Below are 19,115 nucleotides of genomic sequence, written 5' to 3'. Positions count from 1 at the left end.
TGTAAACACCTGACTTTCCAAAATTATTATTTGATATGAATTTTTACTACTGCATTAATTCCAGGTAACAATTTAACTTTTCCATAACTATTTAATTTGATTTTTACAGGTACTTTCTGAACAACCTTAGTAAAGTTAGCACTTGTAGAGGTTGGCAGTAATGAAAATTCAGAAGCTGAAGCTTCACCAATAGACTGTATTACTCCAGTAAACTTTTTACCTTTATATTTATCTATTGAAATATCTACCTTTTCGCCTTCTCTTAATTTAGTCAGCTTTGTTTCTTCTATATTGGCTGTAATATAAACTTTATCCGGGTCTACTACATAAGCAAGCACCTGACCAGCAGTTATTATTTCACCTACATTTACTGCTTTTTTTATAATTGTACCTTTTATAGGTGCACGCAAAACAGAAGTATCTAAATTAGATTCAGGTTGTCCAGCTAATTCCTGCTGACCAACTATTTGTTCTTTATCCACCATAGTTCCTTCTTCTCCATTAAACTCTAAAAGTTTACCAGATATTTGAGAACTTATCTTATATAAATCTCCATCCACCTTTGCATCCTCTGTAGAAACAAAATATGTACTATTATACCAATAATATATACCAATAGTTGCCATACATATAACCATTATAAGCAGCATACCAATCATTACAATCTTTCTTTTTGATTTCACAATATTCACCTTCTTTTACTTACTAAAACCTATTTGAGCAATCATGCCTGTTTTTAAAATATGACTTTCATCTTTTACTGTAACTCTCACTACATTTTTATCATTAGAATTCATCATTGGATTTATAACAGATATTTCACCCTTAAACCTTTTTTCAGGCATATTTGATGGCTTTATAATCACTGCTTGTCCAATCTTAATTTCTGAAAGCATATCCTCTGGAACATATCCATCAATGTATAATTCATCATTGTTTACTACAGTGACTAAATTAGCACCTGTAGCAGCAATTTCTCCTTCATGTATATTACAAATACTTACTACACCTGATATAGGAGATTTAATTACCCCATTGCTTAATTGACTTTTATAAGAATCTACTAAAGTTTCTGCCTCCTTCACTGATGCTTGAGATGCAGCTATATCCTGCTGTGTTGAACCATTCTTTAACTTGCTCAAATTTTCATTATCAGAAGTCAATGTATTCTTGGCTGCAATTAAAGTTGCTTCTACCTGTTCCATATTTTGTTTTGTATCATATCCTTTATCATAAAGCTGCTTCACACGATTATAACTACTTTCAGCATTTTGAAGAATTTTGTTATCACTAGCTATCTTAGCTTCTGTTATGGCAATATCCTCAGGTCTAGCTGAACTTTCAACCTTGCTTAAACCAGCCACTGCAGTATTTACTTTTGCTTCTGCCTGTTTTACCTGATTGTCTAAATCTGTAGTATCTAAATAAACAATTGGATCTCCTGCATTAACCTTACTCCCTACATTTACAGCAACCTTTGAAACCTTAGTAGGTGCAATTTTAGAAGCTAAATTTATTGAATCATTAGACTGAATTTTACCTGCAAAGATAAATACCTCTCTTGGAGCTGCTTCAGTTTTATAATTTTCACCTACTTCTGTCTTTACACTATTGCAGCCGCCTAATAATAAAGAAAATACTAAAATAAATATTACCTTTTTCATTTTATACCTCCTAACACTTCTTTCTAAACAAAAATATTAAATTAAATTTTAAACATAAATCTGAAACATATTTCACATTTGAATTATATGAAATATGTTTCATGTTTGTCAAGAAAAATATGAAACTTTTTTCATATTCATATTATTCTTGACGCAATATTTTTTTTATATTAAAATCATTTTAGGTGATGAAAATGGATAGAAAGATACGAATACCTCGTCAAAAGAGGTCCATTGAAAAGAAAAATAAAATTATTGATGCTGCTTATAAAGTATTTAATGAAAGAGGATATAATAATACAACTACTGTGGATATAGCAAAAGAAGCAGGCATTGCTACAGGTTCTGTATATGCCTACTTTAAAGATAAGAAAGATATATTTATTCAAGCTTTGCACAAATACAGCAATATTATGCAAGAACTTGTAATCACAAAATTTAATCAGATACCTATGGAAGAAGATTTATTAGATGTAATTAAAGAAGTCATCAACATATTAATTGAATCCCACAATTTATCTAAAAATCTTCATAATGAAATTATGGCTTTAAGTTTTCTGGATGAAGATATAAAAAATCATTTTAAAAATCAACATGAACAAATAACAATTAGAATATTCGAGCAATTAGAGGAAAGAAATATTATTATTAATAACCCAAAGGAGAAAATGTTTCTTGCATTAAACACTGCTGATAACCTTTGCCATGAATTACTTTTTTTTCATAATTCAGGTCTTAATAAGGAAGTTGCTGTTGATCAATGTGCATATATGTTAAAATGTTTACTTACTTATTAGTAAATCAAATTTAACACATTAAAAATTTTAATTTAATATAATAAAGATTTTCTGCAGATTGTACTGCTTTACTTTTTATAAAACCCCAATTTGTTAAATTTATACCATTCATCAATTTTTTCTACAGGTTTAAGCTTTAAATACAGCATAATTTCTCTAGCAAATTCTAAAGAGGCTGTACCATTTGCAGTTATGATATCTGAATCACAAACTGCTTGTTTTTCAAGAAAATTGATGTCGCCTTTGTAGTGCGGCGCTTGTGATTTCATATACTCTAGCATATTGCCAGAATGTCTGATATTATCCAAATACCCGTTCTCTGCCATAAAATTAGCTGCATTACAAATTGCTGCTACTGGAATATGATGCTTTACAGCATACTCTACCACAGGCAAAATGGCATTATTTTTCTGTTTCATCCAAGCATAACCTCCAATTAAAAGCAGCATACTGAAATTTTTTGGGTAATCACTTACATCATAATCAGGGATAATTCGAAAACCACCCATAGAAATTTTAGGTTCTTTATCCAAGCTTAAAGTTTTTACAATATAATCCGTTTCTGCTTCATTGAGTTCTGAGCAAATATAGGCACTTTCCCAATCTGCATATCCATTAAAAATAAACACAAGTACTTCTTTTTTCATTGTAACACTTCCTTTCTTAAGTATTGTACAATGAAAAAGATGACACCTATATGTCATCTTTATAAAGTTCATTTATTCTTTTTATTCTGACTTTTACTGCTTCTTTTAATTCAAAAGGAGCTATAACTTTAACTTTGTCCTGCAGACTAAAAACTAAATTAGCAGCCCATTCTAAGTAAGAAACAGAAAATATAATCTGCCCCTTATCTTTTGTACTGCTCATTCTATGAAAAAATTTCGCATCTATTTTATCTGTTAGGAAAAATTCATTAGTAATATCATATTCTAGTATAACTTCAAACAATGATTTCTGATTTTCTGAAGAAAACAAGCCAATACCAAAATCCTTTTTGAAATCTATTTTTTCAACTGTCTTATAACTAAAACTTGTATCCATAATTTTGTAATTAGCAATTCTGTTTACCTTAAACAATCGAAACTCCTGATTATCCTCACAAAAAGCATATAAATACCAATATGCTTGTTTAAAAACTAATTTATGAGGATGAATGATTCTTACCCGCCGTGATCTTTTTGATATATATTCTAAATAAATACATTTTCGATTTTTAATTGCTTTATGCAAATTAGATACCTTTTCTTGTGTAATGCTGTCTTGAAACCATGATGACAGATCAATTACATAATCACTTTCTGAAAATACCATGCTTGTTTCTTCCGGGATTAGCTTTGCCATTAGATTAATTAAATCATTACTTTCATCAATACTCATTAATCCATTAAGTGCAGTAAAGATATTTTTTATGTCACCTTTGGAAAGAATATTGTTTTTGAGTTTATATCCTTCAAGGAGAGATACTCCTCCACCAATTCCTGAATAAGCAACAATAGGAACTCCCGACTGGTTCAGTGTATCCAAATCTCGAAAAATTGTGCGTTTAGAAACTTCAAACCTTTCCGCTAATTCTTGTATTGTAATCCGCTCCGTATTTGCAAGGACACTTAAAATCCCCAGTAATCTATCAATCTTCACAATAATACGCTTTCTCCATTTCTAAGTAATAATATACAATAATTTTTTCTTAATCTTATCTTAATAATCCGAACTACTTTAGCATTTAATTATACATGTATTGGAATATACTAGATATGCTGGATAACAATATTAAACTGAAATTATCAAGCAATACTTTCCAAAGGATAACAAGTATTGAGGCTAAATATATGATTTCAATAATATTGTAAAATTAAACCTATAACTTTCTATCTCTAGGCCTTTTGCAAGCCTAGATTACATTATCATAGTTTGATGGATTTTTTAATAATTATCTAGAGGATTATATACTGGAGTTATTCTATCTTCGATATTTTCTGAAATAACTTCCGTTCCACCAATCAATAGTATATCAGCATTTGATGTATTATTTTTAATAATATAAGCTACAGCATTATCTGTTGCATCAGAAGAGTCTTTATCTACTAATACAAGAGGTGCTGAATATTTTCCAGATATAGCTGAAGCTACAAGTGCATCTGCATACATGTCATCTGGCTCTGAAAATTGGGCACTTGCAATATACATTTTATCAAAATTTAAGTCTCTCCAAAATGCATTTAATATATTTAAGTTAGTAGCAAACCTATCTTTTCCTCCATCTATTCTTTCAGATGCTCCAAGAACATTATAAATTTTATCATTTATTACTTTATCAGTTCCAATAACTGTAACTTTTGATTTATTCCCCTTTAAAAAGCTAATTGTTGATTTGATTGAAGCTTCATCATTATTTACTAATAATAATATTTCTCCCTTTGCAGCAGCTACCGGTGCTGCCGAAATTGCATCTGAAAATCCTTCACCAGAAACAGCTAAAACATTGTCAGGATTAACACCTAATTCAACTAATTTGTTAGCCACTTTTACATTGGTTTCATATCTTGTGTTTCCAGCTAATTCTATTATGTTGTATTTATTTTTAAGATTGTTTCTTATTTTTTCAGAAATTGATGCAGTTCCACCAACAATGTATATATTCTTTGGCTTTAACGTACTAATTGCATTTTCTGTATCTTTACTTAACGTATCAGATGTAGTTAAAAGTATTGGTGCATCTAACTTTTTAGCTAATGTTGAAGCACTTAACCCATCTGCATATCCTTCTCCCGATGCTAACACCACATTATTACTACCATTTTCCCAATTAAACATAGCAATTGAAGCCGCTGTACTATACCTATCCGTTCCGCTTGTCCTGGTTACTTTTTCTACAGCTGCTTTAACCGAATTAGTCGATAGAACTGTAACTAAAATTAAAGATGCAATTGCTGCACTTACAAATGCATTTTTTACTTTAATTTTCATATTATATTCATCTTCCTTTCTAACCTTTTTTAATATTTTAATATAAAAAAATCTTTTAACTAATATATAAATATTATATATTTACCAAAATCATATTTCAAATATTAACAAATATGGTTAGAATCAAACAAACCTTAATTGAGTTAATTTTATAATTTAGGATAACTTTTACCTTCTCTTAATCTAAACATCTCTATTATTAAATTCATACAATCCAACCATTGTAAAAACTATAAACACAACAATTGATATTATATACATATACATTGGACAATAAAAGCTTGTACTTCCAGCATTTAATAATACTCTACCAGGATAAGTCCAGGGAAACAGCATCCAATATTTAGTGTTGTTAATAAGAATAGATGGAATAGAAAATGCTAAACCAACTCCTAGTGGTACAGCAATATTTTTAAACTTCATACTTAAGTAGTATTGAACTCCTATAACAGGCAGCGAAGCTATAATACAAAGTATTGGTGCGTATATTAGTTCCATTGGCATACTTTGATTACTTGGAGCTATAATTACCCCTGCAGAAATAGTAAGCAACATCAAAATAATAAGATTTAATGCTACTATAGCAATTGCCACAAATAACTTAGCTATATATAAATCACTTCTTTTTATAGGTAATGTGAGTATTCTTTTGAAATTGTCATCTGCATTTTCTATTCTAACTAAAATAGCTATAACAATAGTAATAAATAATGCTATAATAAATAATCCATAAAACATAGAACTTTGAGTATACACCTGTGACCATACATTTTGACCTTTTTCTGTAAAAAGCTCTTTATATCTTAAAAAGTTTGTAAAACCCAATATTACAAAAAACAGTGGAAGAAACATTACTATATTCAATATTTTTGAATGTCTCAACTTTAGTAATTCCACTTTAAATACATTTTTCATTTTATTTAACCTCCACTTTATCTAAATATAAGAATTATTTACTTAATATCTCTTTTATTAAATTCTATAATTCCTATTACAAGCCATAAGACACCAGATGCTATTCCAAAAAAAGCTGCTGCTTGCGCATCCTTATTTCCTTCTGAAGGTAGTGCTAATATAACATTAGCATAGGGAATTATATATGAAAGTAATTTACTTTGTGCAAACATATAAGCTCCTATGCTCCCTGCAAAACCTACAGCTGCTGATACCAGCGAATTTTTCATGTAGCAACTTATAAATTGCTGAAAGCTTACTACACCTAAAACTGTACACATCTCTAATATTTTATATTTAAAAATCAATGTAGAGTCACCATTAATACCAAAGAAATTTTTTACAACCATTATGGATACTCCATTTAAAACTACTAAAATAATTGCAGCCATTAATACTATAATCCATTTTGATATGTAAATTCGTCTTCTTTCAACTGGTCTTGCTATTATTTGTTTCCAGGTGTTTTCGCTGTATTCCGTATAATTTACAATAACTGCTACTACAACAATAGACAAGTTTAGAAGTATAAACCACAATGTAGCAAGATGATTTTCATAAAGTAAAGCTTGAAGCTTACTATAAATTCCAATCTCAGCTAGGTGCTTTATATGATCATTTGACATTAAAAAACTAACTCTAATATGTAAATCTGCAAATAACATAGCAAATGAAAGAATCGGAATTAAAAAAACTCCCTTCCACAATACTGATCTTTTATATTTCATTAACTCAGATTTTAAAATTGATGTGAAGCTCATTTAATTTCTCCTCCTTCAGTAAGGTCCAGAAATATTTCTTCAAGTGACTTTTGCACTTCTACGAATTTGAATATTTTATTATCATCTAATACTAACTGCTTTAAAATATCATCTGCTTCCCTGCCTTCAGGCTTCAAGAAAATATCTTTATCTTTTAACTTAAATTTGCATCCATAATTATTTAATGTATTCATAGTACCCTGTAAATTCTTTGAGCCTATACAAATTTGCCCCTTACTTTTTGCATGTAATTCCTCAAGTGTTCCTTGGAACAATATATTTCCTCGATTTATAATACCAATGTCATCTGCTATGAGTTCAATTTCGCTTAAATTATGGCTGGATATAATTACTGTCATATCATAAAGCTTTGGAAGTTCCTTAATAAGTCCTCTTATTTCATGAATTCCTGATGGATCAAGTCCATTAGTAGGCTCATCCAATATTAAAAGCTCAGGTTTTGATATTAAAGCCTGCGCAATTCCCAATCTCTGCTTCATACCTAATGAAAATTTATTCACCTGTCTATTTTTCCATTCAGTAAGCTTTACCACTTCTAAAACTTCATCAATATACTTATGGTCAAGTTCTAAAAGTTCTGCCGTTACCTGAAGATTTTCATAAGCTGTTAAATTTCCATAATAGGATGGTGCTTCTACCATGGAGCCTACCTTTCTCAAAATATCTATTCTATTTTTTCTCAAATCCATACCAAAAATCTTAACTTGCCCCTTTGTAGGTTTTATAAGTCCCAAAAGCATTCTTATAGTTGTTGATTTTCCTGCACCATTAGGTCCTAAAAAACCATAAACCCTTCCTTTTTTAACTGTTAAATTTATGCCATTTACTGCTTTAAAATCTTTAAATTTCTTTGTCAAATTTGCTGTTTCTATAATTTTTTCTGACATTCCCGCTCCTCCTTCAATTAAGTTATGTTTATATACTAAAGGTCCAAGCTTAAATTTCATTTATGGCAACCTTAACGGAACCTTAAAATTTTTCTACTTAATTAAAAAATATGTAAACAATGCTATAATTGTAGTAATTATAATTGGTGATTTAATTAGAATTGAACAATGTTATACTACAAATTTGTTTACAGAGAAAATAATACAAGCCACTAATAATCATGGAATAGCTTTTATAATTTATTAATGTAATTTATGAAAAATAGGATGAAACGAAAGGAAGTGAATTTTAGTGAGAATGGAATACTTATTCTCATTAAAATATGCATGTATAATATTTTAGATAGAAAAATCCTTTTAATTGATGATGAAATAGAACTATTAAAACTTATGGAAACAGTTTTAAAAAAGGAAGGTTTTAGAAGAATATCTAAAGCTGCAAACGGTACAGATGGCATAAAAACATGTAAGATAGAAAATCCAGATATAGTAGTCTTGGATGTTATGATGCCTGATATAGATGGCTTTGATGTATGCAAACGCATTAGAGAATTTTCCTTTGTTCCAATTATTTTTTTATCTGCAAAATCCGACGATGTTGATAAAATTCTTGCTCTTGGTTTGGGTGCAGATGACTATGTAACTAAACCCTTTAGTCCTAAGGAGGTTGCTTTCAGAATAAAGGCACATTTAAGAAGAAATATATACATAAAAAATGAACTCTCTGTAAAGGAAGAAAAAATTTCCTTTGGTGATATTGTTATTGATTTTCAAAACGGAGAAGTATTAAAACTTGGCGAAAATATAGTACTCACCCCTAAAGAATATCATCTATTACGTTATATGGCTCAAAATGCTAATCAAATATTAACCAAACAAATGATATGTAATGAAGTTTGGGATGACGACTATGAAGGATATGACAACACCATAATGGTTCATATGAGAAAACTTAGACAAAAACTAGAAAAAGATCCTTCTAATCCTGAATATATTATTACAGTTAAAGGACTTGGATACAAACTACGTATATCAAAACAATAATAACTTAATTATGATAAGAAAAATTACGCATCCATTTAAAAAGTCCAATTGTATTTTTAAAAAGTCCAATTTTACTTTAACCTTTGAGGTGAAAATATATGAAAATTTTAAATAGAATTAAAACTAATTGGTCCCTTACAACAAGATTTTTAGCAACACTAGTTTTTATACTTATAATTGAATTCTTAATAAACTTTCTTTTTCTTAGATTCACAGTTATATATACCAAAAAAAATTTCAATACACTTAGTCCTAAAAATTTTACATTGAACTTCTCTGAATATATAGATTTTAAGGATAACAAGCCTTTTGTAATTGAAGATGGAAAAAAGCAAATTTCAGATAATAATACCTGGATTCAAATAATAGATGAAAATCTTAAGGAAGTCTACTCCTTTAAAAAGCCAAAGGAAGTTCCTTCTATCTATAAACCAATAGATATAGTTCATATTCATACCTATGATATAGCAAATAGTTCTGTATTTATAAGTGAAAAAAAGTATAATGACAAAAGTTTTACCTATATTATAGGGTTTCCTTTTAATCGTGTTGCAAAATATACTTTAACTTTTAATCCAAGCAAGATTAAAAGCTTTTTAGGAGGTGAATTTATTATTTTAATGGCTATAAACATACTAATTGCAGTAGTAACCTCCTATTTTATATTTGGAAAAAGAATGGCTAAACCTCTTGATACTATAATAGATGGCATTAACACACTTTCTAAAGGAGACTATGAAATAAGTTATTCAGAATATGGAGTTTATAAAAACGTATTTACCAATTTAAATAATTTAAGCAAAACTCTTAAGGAAAATAAAGCTAAGAGAGAAGAAATAGAAAAAATGCGTGAACTCTGGATTTCTTCTATATCCCATGACATAAAAACACCTTTATCTTCTATAAAAGGATATTCCGAAATCATGAAAGATCCTGATTACATTTTTTCCAATGATGAGATTGTTGAGTATTCACAAATAATATACAATAAATCTTCATACATTCAAACTTTAATAGAAGATTTAAATTTTACTTACAAACTAAAAAATAAGGTAATTCCTTTAAAAAAAGAGAAAATAAATATTACCCTTTTACTTCAAAATATAATTATAAGCATTTTAAATCATCCCTGCTATTGCAATAGAAATGTAAATTTTCACTTTGAAAAAGAAAATATACAAGCTTTTGTGGATGAAAAACTATTTAAAAGAGCATTAAGCAATTTAATCTTTAACGCCTTAATTCACAATGATGAAAAGGTTCAAGTGGATATATCCATTTATGAAAAAGAAAAAGTGTATATTACACTAAAGGATAATGGTAAAGGTATAGCTAAAAAAGATTTAGATTATATTTTTGAGAAATACTATAGAGGTACAAATACTAATACATCAATTGAAGGTTCTGGCTTAGGCATGGCAATTTCCAAACAAATAATAGATGCTCATGGAAGCAATATATATGTGGAAAGCACTTTAAATAAAGGTACTACCATATGCATAATTGTGTAGGTTTATGCATTTTTATAAGAATTGGCATTATTGTACGCAATGGCATTTTGCAAGTTCAAGTCCAATCTGAACCTTATTGGCACCTAAATTGGCCTTTTAAACATATATTTTTAGTATTTTTTGAAATAATGAGTATATGCTCTTGCAATTTTGTATTTATTTAATTATAATATACTTATGATAAATATAAATACGAGGTGAGGCTTATGTACATTGTTTCTGATTTTAAATTTCAATTAAATAAAACCAAAATTATTAATGCGGTTAAGTCTTATTGCCAAACACCTCATTATGAGGAATTGAGCAAAATCTATGATAACTTACTTCCTACATTAAGAGAAATTTCCAAACCTATTGGTGTTCTTAAAATAGATAATCAAATTGGAGAAATAAATTCAACTATAATCAATAACTGTTCCCATGTAGTTTATGCTTTAGTAACTATTGGAGAAGGTTCTGTAAAAAAAGTAGATAGTCTTTTTGAAGAAGGTAAATTTTATGAAGCTGTATTACTAGATGCTATGGCTAGTTCCTATCTTTTTAGTGTAAGTTCAGAGTTTTTTAATACTATATATGAAACTGCTAAAGATATGAATTTGGGTCTTACTTGTAAAATTGCTCCAGGGGATGGAGAAATCGATTTGGAATATCAAAAAGATATAGTAGACAAATTTGGTAATGAAGATATTCATGGCATAAGTATAATTGATAAGTACATGATTTATCCTTCAAAATCTATGTCATATGTATATGGTGCTGATAAAAGCATAGCTTTTAATCGTAAGGATCATTCCTGTGAAAACTGCTATAATAAATTTTGCACTATGAGAGATACTTCTGGCAGTGTCAAAGGTCCATTTCTAAAAGAGTCAAATTGTGCCTAAAAAAATTCGAGAATGGAAAGTTTTTTCCATTCTCTTTTATTATTTATTCATTCATATTTTTTAATTCAGCAATCATTTTGTTTAACTTATTAACTACATCAGATACTTTTTCCATGGAAGCTGCAGTTTGTTTAATTGTACTATTTACTTCTTCAGCACCTGTTGAAGTATTTTTTGATATTTCCGATACATTATTAATTAATTTCACAAGTTCATTCTTATTCTTGTCTATATAAAAAACATTATCCTTGTTACTTTCTACAGATGTTAAAATATTATTTATAGAATTATATATGTCATTAAAAATACTTCCTGTATTATCAACAGCATCATTCTGTACTTCTACTATACTTTTAACCTCTTTCATAAAATTCACTATATTTTGTGATTCATTTTCTATTTCATTTATGAGCTTTTTAACTTCCACTGCTGAAGAAGATGTTTCCTCTGAAAGTTTCCTTACTTCATCTGCTACTACAGCAAATCCTTTTCCAACCTCACCTGCTCTTGCTGCTTCTATATTTGCATTCAAAGCTAGAAGATTGGTCTGCTCAGAAATCCCTGTTATAGTTTCTATTATCTTGTCAATTCTATCTATACTCTTACTTAAATTAGTAACTTTTTCATCTACAGCTTTTATAGTTAAATCACTACTTTTTGTCTTATCCTTTAAAAGTTTTACAGCTTCCATTCCTTGTTTATTTAATTGTTCTGCTTTACTTGATGTTTCAGCCATACCTTCTGTTATTGTAACAGTTTTATTTACTTTATCTGATAAGTTTTCTATCATTCCTACTCCATTTTGTATTTCTTTATCCTGACTAGAAACTGCTGCTGTAACCTTATTTATAGTATCCGAAATATGCTTACTTGATACAAGAGTATTATTCATGTCCTCAAACAAATTCTGAGACAAATTAGAAAGTTCTCCCACTATTTCATTTATCTTACCATTTACCATAGCTATTTTTTGCTTTGAATCTTGTATTTCAGTAATCATCTTTTGCTGCTTTTCCACTATAATTCTGCTATCGTTTACAATCATATCCTTGACAATTATTAAAAATACTCCTGTGGCAAAAGCATTCATTACAATCATTGGAATAGACAGTGTATTGAACAATACTTGATTTGCTTCTATAAAAGGCTTTTCTCCTAAAATAGGCACTAAGATATGAATATGTATAACTTCCCAAAGCGCTATAAATATAGCCCATTTTGTAATACTTTTATTATCCAACTTCTTAAGAGTAAACTTGGTTTTATATACAATAATAGAAGCTATAATTCCAGATAAAACAGTTGAAGTAGTACATCCTAAAGTAGTCCATCCTCCTAATGTATACCTATACACACCTCCTACTATACCAACAAGTGTTCCTACTATTGGTCCTCCAATTATAGCCGATAATACTGCTATTGAATCCCTTACATTTGTCTTTGCATCACCTATTGTATAAGCATATTTTGAAGCCAAAATAATAGGAATACTAAAAACTATAGTTAGAAATATAGTTCCAATCATATCATTTTTTTGTGCTACAATAAGTCTTACTATCTTCATAGACCTGCTTATCAAATAAATGAATAAGACACATAATGCTATGAACATAAACATATTGTACATAGTATTAAAAAAATTTGCTAACATCATGAAAATCCCCCCCTGTCATTTTTCTATTCTTTAGTTTTGTAATGAATTGTATAATATCCATTAAATAAATATTTCTATAAAAATTTTCTAATTCCTTCATAATAAATAATTTTCGCAATATTAAAGCTTCATTTATCTATTTATTTATTTTTTATAGATTATTTATCTTTTTTAGATATTAATGCTTTTTGTACTTCATCTACTAGAGAATCTTCATCAAAAGGCTTTATTACAAATCCTCTTGCACCTAATTCTATTGCTTCTTTTATAAAAGCTTTTTGTCCCATAGATGAACATATAATTACTTGTGCTTCAGGATCTATTTTCATAATCTCCTCTAAAGCTTCTAATCCTGACATTTCATTCATCATTAAATCCAGAGTAACTACATCAGGCTTTAATTCCTTATATTTATCTATAGCTTCCCTGCCATTAGCTGCTTCTCCTAATATATTTATTTCATGCTTATTAAGTATTTTTGTTATTAAATGTCTCATGAACATAGAGTCATCCACTATTAGTACACCCATAATAAAGTTTTTCTCCTTTAGTTTCATAGTTATTTCTTACCCATAATTATTTTCGCAAACTTGCACTATAATCTTTATATAATTTTAAAACAAATTTCAAATATTTTCAAATATTACTTTTTATCCAATTATGAATAATACTAGTAGACTATTAACTATTCTTTTTTTAGCATTTTTATGTTACAATCTATAGTATCGCAGTTATTAACCAATAATTGTAAACAAATGGAGTGATAAAAATGGATAATTTAATAACCTGTATAATTGGAGCCTTTCAAATTACCCTTTTGGATATAGTTCTTAGTGGTGATAATATAGGTGTTATTGCTTTAGCCACTAAAGATTTACCTGAAAAATATGCAAAAAAAGCCTCTGCTATAGGAGTATTTGCTGCAGTTCTACTAAGAATTGTATTCACATGCTTTATGACATATATTCTTTTAATAGAATGGCTCCCTATTAAACTAGTTGGAGGTATACTCCTCACAAAAATAACTTGGAACTTCATAAAACCAAATAATGAAAACGAAAACGCACGTATAAGCCCATCTAATAAATTCATTGGTGCTATATGGAGTATAATTATAGCAGATGCTACTATGAGTTTAGATAATGTTCTTGCCATTGCAGGAGCAGCTGATGGTAATATAGTACTTGTTATATTTGGACTTCTACTTAACATACCTATTATATTTTGGGGGAGTCAATATGTATCAAGGTTAATGAAAAGATACCCTATTGTTACATACATAGGAGGCGCAATTCTTGCTCACACAGCCTTTAAAATGATTTTAGAAGACAAACTTATTTCATTTATACCTAATGTATTTGGAGTTATAATTCCTAATGCAGCTGCAATTTTAACTATAATTTATGGACTTTACATTATAAAAAAACCAGTACAAATTCACTAATAAAATTAAAAAATCCTATAATTTAAATTATAGGATTTTTTACAGATTGTTCATAAACCCAGCATTTTTAAAGTGCTGGGTTTAATTTTGTCTTAAATATTTATGCGGTAGCATATAAAAAGAGAATGTTATCCATAAATTGGTTAGTGAATTCTTTAAAAATTGCAAAAATAGGTGCGATAGCACCCTGGCTATCTTTTTCATATTCTGAACTGCTGCTGTTAACAAACATTGTTCAGAAACTTTTTTAATTCCACGCATGCGACAATAGCGCAGACCATGGAGATTTTTTGAATCTGCAAAGCTACGCTCGATAGTTTCTTTTCTTCTTTTATATAGCCATTTTCCTTTATCAGTCTTAGTAAATTTGATTACTTCATCCTTGTAATCTTCCCAGACATGGCGATAAACAACTTTTCTTTTGCTTTTATCTGATAAGCAATTTTCTTTTTTATTGCATTGGCTGCAGTACTCGATTTTACATACATATTCTCTATAACCATCACGGTTAGTAGTTCTATATTCTAATGCTCTTAAATCTGGACAATAATATACATCTTGTTCTTTAACATATTGGAATCTAAATTTAGTAAATTTACCTTTTACATGAGGACTACGTCTATAGCCCATAACTGCTTTTAGTTCTCGTTCAAATATTTGTTTACAAATATTATTAGTAGAATAACCAGCATCGGCTCCAACATATTTAGTTTGCAAATTAAACTTTTTAATTTGAACATCTAGTCTTTCTATATAAGGATCTACATCATTTATGTTACCAGGCGTTACATAAACATCTGTTATTATGTTATACTTTCCATCTACAGTTCTATGATCTAAATAAAAAAATCCTTTTGGTTTTCCATCCCTATGCATATAGCCACTATCAGGGTCTGTAGTACTGGTCTTAATTTCTTTAGTTTTTTCTATTTTATCTTTTTTTTTAGAGGTTGTTTTCCATGAGCTACTCTATCCTTATTAATGTCTTCTTCTAACTCATTAAAATAGTCTTTGGTTGATTGTGTAATTTGTTCTTTTGTAAACTTGTTTTTATTAGCGTTAGCTTTCAAATGTGTAGAATCTGTATATAGAATTTTACCATCTACCAATTTTTTATTTATTGCTTGAAATACAATATTATCGAAGATTTCTTGGTATATATTTGTATCCTTAAATCTTGTTATTCTATTTTGGCTTATAGTAGAATGACTTGGGATTTTATCTGTTAATGAAAATCCTAAAAACCAGCGATAAGCTACATTTACTTCAATTTCTTTCACGAGCTGTCGCTCTGATCTTATTGCAAATAAGTAACCTATAAATAACATTTTGAATAAAACTACTGGCTGAATTGCTGGTCGTCCATTATCAGGACAATAGAAGTCCTTAGTTAAATCTCTTATAAATGAAAAATCTATATATTTATCAATTTTCCTTAAGATATGATCTTTGGGAACTAAATTTTCTATATATACTAACTCTAATTGTTGCTGTGCAGAATTATTTTCTTTAATCATAATAGTTAACTCCTTAAAAAATCTGATATTATATTAATTCTACACAAAATCTTAAAATCCTTTTTGAATTTAAAAAAAGCCCTATCGGGCTAAAAATTTAAAAGGCTGCTGACAAAATATGTTTATCAACAGCCTGTAAAAAATCCTATAATTTAAATTATAGGATTTTTTACATATCTTATTAACAAAACTCTTTCTTACTTTACTTTGTTAATTGATCTATTAATGCTTGAATTTTATGCTCACACCTTTTTCCATTACAAGATCCAGTACCAGCACCTGTAATTTTTTTTACCTCTTCAACAGAAGTGGCACCACTATTTATTGCATTCTTGATAGAGGCTCTTGATATAGCCTTGCATAAGCACACTTTAGTAAGTTTATCTTTAATTTTTTCATTTAAATTTTGTTCCATTTAGGTATCTCCTTTAAACATTTAATATATATCTTTACATATCCAAACTTTTACCTGCACCAAGAACAACACACTGAAGAGGGTTTTCTGCAATATATGAAGGTATATTTAATTCGCTATATATAAGTTTATCTAAGCCTTTTAGAAGTGATCCACCGCCTGAAAGCATTATACCCTTGTCCATTATATCTGCTGCAAGCTCTGGTGGAGTTTGTTCAATGGTGGCTTTAATTGCTTCAATTATTAAAGCTACAGACTCTTTCAAAACTTCTCGTATTTCACTATCTATGATGGTGACAGCCTTCGGAAGTCCAGTTGCCAAATCTATTCCTCTTATCTCCATATTTCTTTCTTCTTCATCTACATATACAGAACCTAGTTCTATTTTAATTTTCTCTGCTGTTCTTTCTCCTATAATTAAATTAAACTCTCTTTTTACATAATCAATAATTGTTTCGTCTAACTCATCTCCTGCAACTCTTAATGTTTTACTTGTAACAATTCCCTGAAGAGAAATGACTGCTATCTCTGTAGTACCTCCTCCTATATCTATAATCATGTTACCAACTGGCTCATTCACAGGTAATCCTGATCCTATAGCAGCAGCCACGGATTCTTCAACTAGCATAATCTTACGTACACCCATTTGATTTATTACTTCATTAATAGCCTTCTTTTCAACCTCAGTAATTCCTGAAGGATGGGAAATTGCAATTTTGGAACTTTTAAAAACACCTTTACCATTAATCTTTTCAATGAAGTTTTTTAACATTTGCTGTGTCAAATCAAAGTTCGCAATTACCCCATCCTTTAAGGGTCGAATAGTTTCAATACCTTTTGGCGTTCTTCCTATCATATCCTTAGCATCTGCGCCAACTGCTAAAACTTGTCTATTTGTAGTATTTATAGCTACTACTGAAGGCTCTTCTAATATAACACCTTCTCCTTTTACATACAATAAAGTATTTGATGTTCCTAAATCTATTCCTATATCCTTAGACTTTATAAAAAATCTCATCCAAATTCTCCTTTCAAATTTACAATAGATCTTTCTTTTTTAGATGCTATTGATGATAATATGTAGAAAAATAGACTTCTATTTTTCATGAAGTCTTCCTAAGATTACTTTTTTTACAGTATATATCTTCATTTGTCTGCTTTCAACGTACAAATAATTCACATTATTACACCAACTGGATTATATTCAATTATATTTTAATAATTTCATTATAATTACAAATAGGAGAATTCATTTATATAAAATACTTTTTACAGGTTTTAATATATTTTTTTATCTACCCCCTTAAAAATTAAAATATATTCCGTATATATCTATGAAAACAATATAATAAACAATTTCGAGGAGGAATAATACACATGAAAAAGATAGCATTATTTGTAACAGCTCTAGCTGTATCATTAAGTATAGGAGGAGGAGTAGCTTTAGCAGATGCCAGCACTGCAACATTTACAGATAAAGCAGGTATAACACCTGATAATACTGTATTATATTCTATTGATAAAAATTTAGATAACTTAAAAATCAGTATGGCTTCTGGAGATGATAAAAAAGCTGAAGCCTTAGCAGATGTGGCAGAAGAAAGACTTGGTGAAAGTGAATTAATGACTGATAAGAAAAACACTGTTCTTTCATCTAAAACATTAAATGAATATAATGATAAAATCACTGAAGCTCAAGACAAAATAGATGATGCTGTAGATAAAGTATCTACTAACACTACTGATGATGCTGACAAATTAGAAAAGCTAGAAAAATTAAAAACATCAATAACAAATACACAAATGAAATCTATAGAAGTCTTAAAAAGTATAGAAAACAAAGTTTCTGGAAATGCCAAGGTAACTTTGGCACAAGTTATAGAAATGCAAACAAGGAAAAAGGAAGCCATAATAGCAGCTGCTAAAGAAAAACAAATATTACTTCAAGCTAAAAAAGCAGTAAAAGAAGCTGAAACTAAATTAGAGCAAGCTAAAAAAGCTGGTGATGAGCAGGCAATAAAAACTGCTGAAGATACTTTAAAACAAGCCCAAACAGCTTTAGCTTCTGAAAATGAAAAATTCACTAAAGCAATTGCAGCAAAAAAAGAAGCCATGAAAGGTGGAGTAGGTCAACTAAAAAAACAAGCTAAAAAGGACCAACCTAAGGATACAACAAATTCCACAACAAATAATACTACTTCAGGAGATACTAATACAACACCTGAACCTACTACAACTAATGAAAACACAAATACTACTAATACTACTGATAATACAACCAACACTACTACTCAAGGTGCTGTTGACAACAATACTACTGTTACAACAACTGATGCTAAGGCTACAACTAGCACTGAAACCAATGTAAAATCAAAAGAAAATAACGGTCAGGAAATTAAAAATAATAAAGAAAATAATGTAAAAGAAAATCAAGGTCATAATAAAGAAAATAATTCAGCAAATAAACATAATTCTAATCACTAAAAACTATAATAAATAGACAATAAGTGATATTACCAATCTATCATATTTACTACACAATTTTTAGGACTGAATCTTAACTTTAATTATTATACATTTTTAAGGGAAGTT

19 protein-coding genes are annotated in these 19,115 nt (G+C 29.0%); 6 read left to right on the top strand and 13 right to left on the bottom strand.

Translation table 11 applies throughout. From position 1 onward, the window contains the following. Window positions 1-26: 26 nt before the first annotated feature. Both Ccar_RS02720 and Ccar_RS02715 read right to left on the bottom strand, forming a co-directional pair. Complete coding sequence (locus tag Ccar_RS02720; protein WP_007059006.1) at window positions 27-683, bottom strand: HlyD family secretion protein; 657 nt, start codon at window positions 681-683, stop codon at window positions 27-29. Window positions 684-698: 15 nt separating this feature from the next. Beyond that, on the bottom strand, window positions 699-1,664 hold the full coding sequence (locus tag Ccar_RS02715; RefSeq protein ID WP_007059007.1) for an HlyD family secretion protein: 966 nt from the start codon (window positions 1,662-1,664) through the stop codon (window positions 699-701). Window positions 1,665-1,858: 194 nt separating this feature from the next. Between Ccar_RS02715 and Ccar_RS02710 the strand changes: the two genes are divergently transcribed. Beyond that, window positions 1,859-2,461 (top strand): TetR/AcrR family transcriptional regulator, encoded by a 603-nt coding sequence (locus tag Ccar_RS02710; RefSeq protein WP_007059008.1) that lies wholly within the window; start codon window positions 1,859-1,861, stop codon window positions 2,459-2,461. A 68-nt stretch (window positions 2,462-2,529) separates the two neighbouring features. On the opposite strand, the gene Ccar_RS02705 is transcribed toward Ccar_RS02710, so the two are convergent. The 6 genes from Ccar_RS02705 to Ccar_RS02680 all read right to left on the bottom strand — a co-directional run bounded on the left by Ccar_RS02705 (window position 2,530) and on the right by Ccar_RS02680 (window position 8,054). Next, complete coding sequence (locus Ccar_RS02705; protein ID WP_007059009.1) at window positions 2,530-3,108, bottom strand: type 1 glutamine amidotransferase family protein; 579 nt, start codon at window positions 3,106-3,108, stop codon at window positions 2,530-2,532. A gap of 46 nt (window positions 3,109-3,154) precedes the next feature. After that, window positions 3,155-4,102: a helix-turn-helix transcriptional regulator gene (locus Ccar_RS02700; RefSeq protein ID WP_048029858.1), complete on the bottom strand. Its 948-nt coding sequence runs from the start codon at window positions 4,100-4,102 to the stop codon at window positions 3,155-3,157. A gap of 285 nt (window positions 4,103-4,387) precedes the next feature. Beyond that, a complete protein-coding gene (locus Ccar_RS02695; protein ID WP_007059012.1) occupies window positions 4,388-5,431 on the bottom strand; it encodes a cell wall-binding repeat-containing protein in 1,044 nt (347 codons plus the stop codon). A 183-nt stretch (window positions 5,432-5,614) separates the two neighbouring features. Further along, window positions 5,615-6,346 (bottom strand): ABC transporter permease, encoded by a 732-nt coding sequence (locus Ccar_RS02690; protein WP_007059013.1) that lies wholly within the window; start codon window positions 6,344-6,346, stop codon window positions 5,615-5,617. A gap of 38 nt (window positions 6,347-6,384) precedes the next feature. Beyond that, on the bottom strand, window positions 6,385-7,146 hold the full coding sequence (locus tag Ccar_RS02685) for an ABC transporter permease (protein WP_007059014.1): 762 nt from the start codon (window positions 7,144-7,146) through the stop codon (window positions 6,385-6,387). Next, complete coding sequence (locus Ccar_RS02680; protein ID WP_035774136.1) at window positions 7,143-8,054, bottom strand: ABC transporter ATP-binding protein; 912 nt, start codon at window positions 8,052-8,054, stop codon at window positions 7,143-7,145. The genes Ccar_RS02685 and Ccar_RS02680 overlap by 4 nt, the downstream gene beginning before the upstream one ends. Window positions 8,055-8,381: 327 nt before the next feature. Between Ccar_RS02680 and Ccar_RS02675 the strand changes: the two genes are divergently transcribed. The 3 genes from Ccar_RS02675 (at window position 8,382) to Ccar_RS02665 (ending at window position 11,493) form a co-directional block, all read left to right on the top strand. Continuing rightward, window positions 8,382-9,098: a response regulator transcription factor gene (locus tag Ccar_RS02675; RefSeq protein WP_035774138.1), complete on the top strand. Its 717-nt coding sequence runs from the start codon at window positions 8,382-8,384 to the stop codon at window positions 9,096-9,098. A 98-nt stretch (window positions 9,099-9,196) separates the two neighbouring features. Then, entirely contained in the window at window positions 9,197-10,609 is a 1,413-nt protein-coding gene (locus tag Ccar_RS02670) for a HAMP domain-containing sensor histidine kinase (RefSeq protein ID WP_007059017.1), read from the top strand. Between the two features lie 206 nt (window positions 10,610-10,815). Further along, window positions 10,816-11,493, top strand: a complete 678-nt coding sequence (locus tag Ccar_RS02665) for a hypothetical protein (protein WP_007059018.1) — start codon at window positions 10,816-10,818, stop codon at window positions 11,491-11,493. A 43-nt stretch (window positions 11,494-11,536) separates the two neighbouring features. Here the strand turns inward: Ccar_RS02665 and Ccar_RS02660 are convergent, their stop codons facing one another. Both Ccar_RS02660 and Ccar_RS02655 read right to left on the bottom strand, forming a co-directional pair. Continuing rightward, window positions 11,537-13,147 carry a methyl-accepting chemotaxis protein gene (locus Ccar_RS02660; protein WP_007059019.1) on the bottom strand — a complete coding sequence of 537 codons (1,611 nt, stop codon included), beginning with the start codon at window positions 13,145-13,147 and terminating at the stop codon, window positions 11,537-11,539. 158 nt (window positions 13,148-13,305) lie between these two features. Next, the gene (locus Ccar_RS02655) at window positions 13,306-13,677 is read right to left on the bottom strand and encodes a response regulator (RefSeq protein ID WP_007059020.1); all 372 of its coding nucleotides are present in this window, start codon (window positions 13,675-13,677) and stop codon (window positions 13,306-13,308) included. 239 nt (window positions 13,678-13,916) lie between these two features. On the opposite strand from Ccar_RS02655, the gene Ccar_RS02650 reads away from it, so the two are divergent. Further along, window positions 13,917-14,591, top strand: a complete 675-nt coding sequence (locus Ccar_RS02650) for a TerC family protein (protein ID WP_007059021.1) — start codon at window positions 13,917-13,919, stop codon at window positions 14,589-14,591. 81 nt (window positions 14,592-14,672) lie between these two features. On the opposite strand, the gene Ccar_RS02645 is transcribed toward Ccar_RS02650, so the two are convergent. From Ccar_RS02645 to mreB, 3 genes are all read right to left on the bottom strand, one after another. Next, window positions 14,673-16,108 (bottom strand): IS1182 family transposase gene (locus Ccar_RS02645; protein ID WP_416101003.1). Its coding sequence is split into 2 segments (ribosomal slippage): window positions 14,673-15,526 and window positions 15,526-16,108, totalling 1,437 coding nucleotides; the frame shifts between segments, so codons are not numbered across the junction. Window positions 16,109-16,310: 202 nt separating this feature from the next. Then, window positions 16,311-16,523 carry a (2Fe-2S)-binding protein gene (locus tag Ccar_RS02640; RefSeq protein ID WP_048029854.1) on the bottom strand — a complete coding sequence of 71 codons (213 nt, stop codon included), beginning with the start codon at window positions 16,521-16,523 and terminating at the stop codon, window positions 16,311-16,313. A 34-nt stretch (window positions 16,524-16,557) separates the two neighbouring features. Further along, on the bottom strand, window positions 16,558-17,541 hold the full coding sequence (gene mreB / locus Ccar_RS02635; RefSeq protein WP_007064141.1) for a rod shape-determining protein: 984 nt from the start codon (window positions 17,539-17,541) through the stop codon (window positions 16,558-16,560). Window positions 17,542-17,900: 359 nt separating this feature from the next. Between mreB and Ccar_RS02630 the strand changes: the two genes are divergently transcribed. Continuing rightward, the gene (locus Ccar_RS02630; RefSeq protein WP_007064140.1) at window positions 17,901-19,007 is read left to right on the top strand and encodes a DUF5667 domain-containing protein; all 1,107 of its coding nucleotides are present in this window, start codon (window positions 17,901-17,903) and stop codon (window positions 19,005-19,007) included. The last annotated feature ends 108 nt before the right edge of the window (window positions 19,008-19,115 follow it).

Origin of the sequence: Clostridium carboxidivorans P7, assembly GCF_001038625.1 — a bacterium.
GTDB lineage: Bacteria > Bacillota > Clostridia > Clostridiales > Clostridiaceae > Clostridium_AM > Clostridium_AM carboxidivorans.
This window is presented reverse-complemented; position numbering and strand designations above follow the sequence as displayed.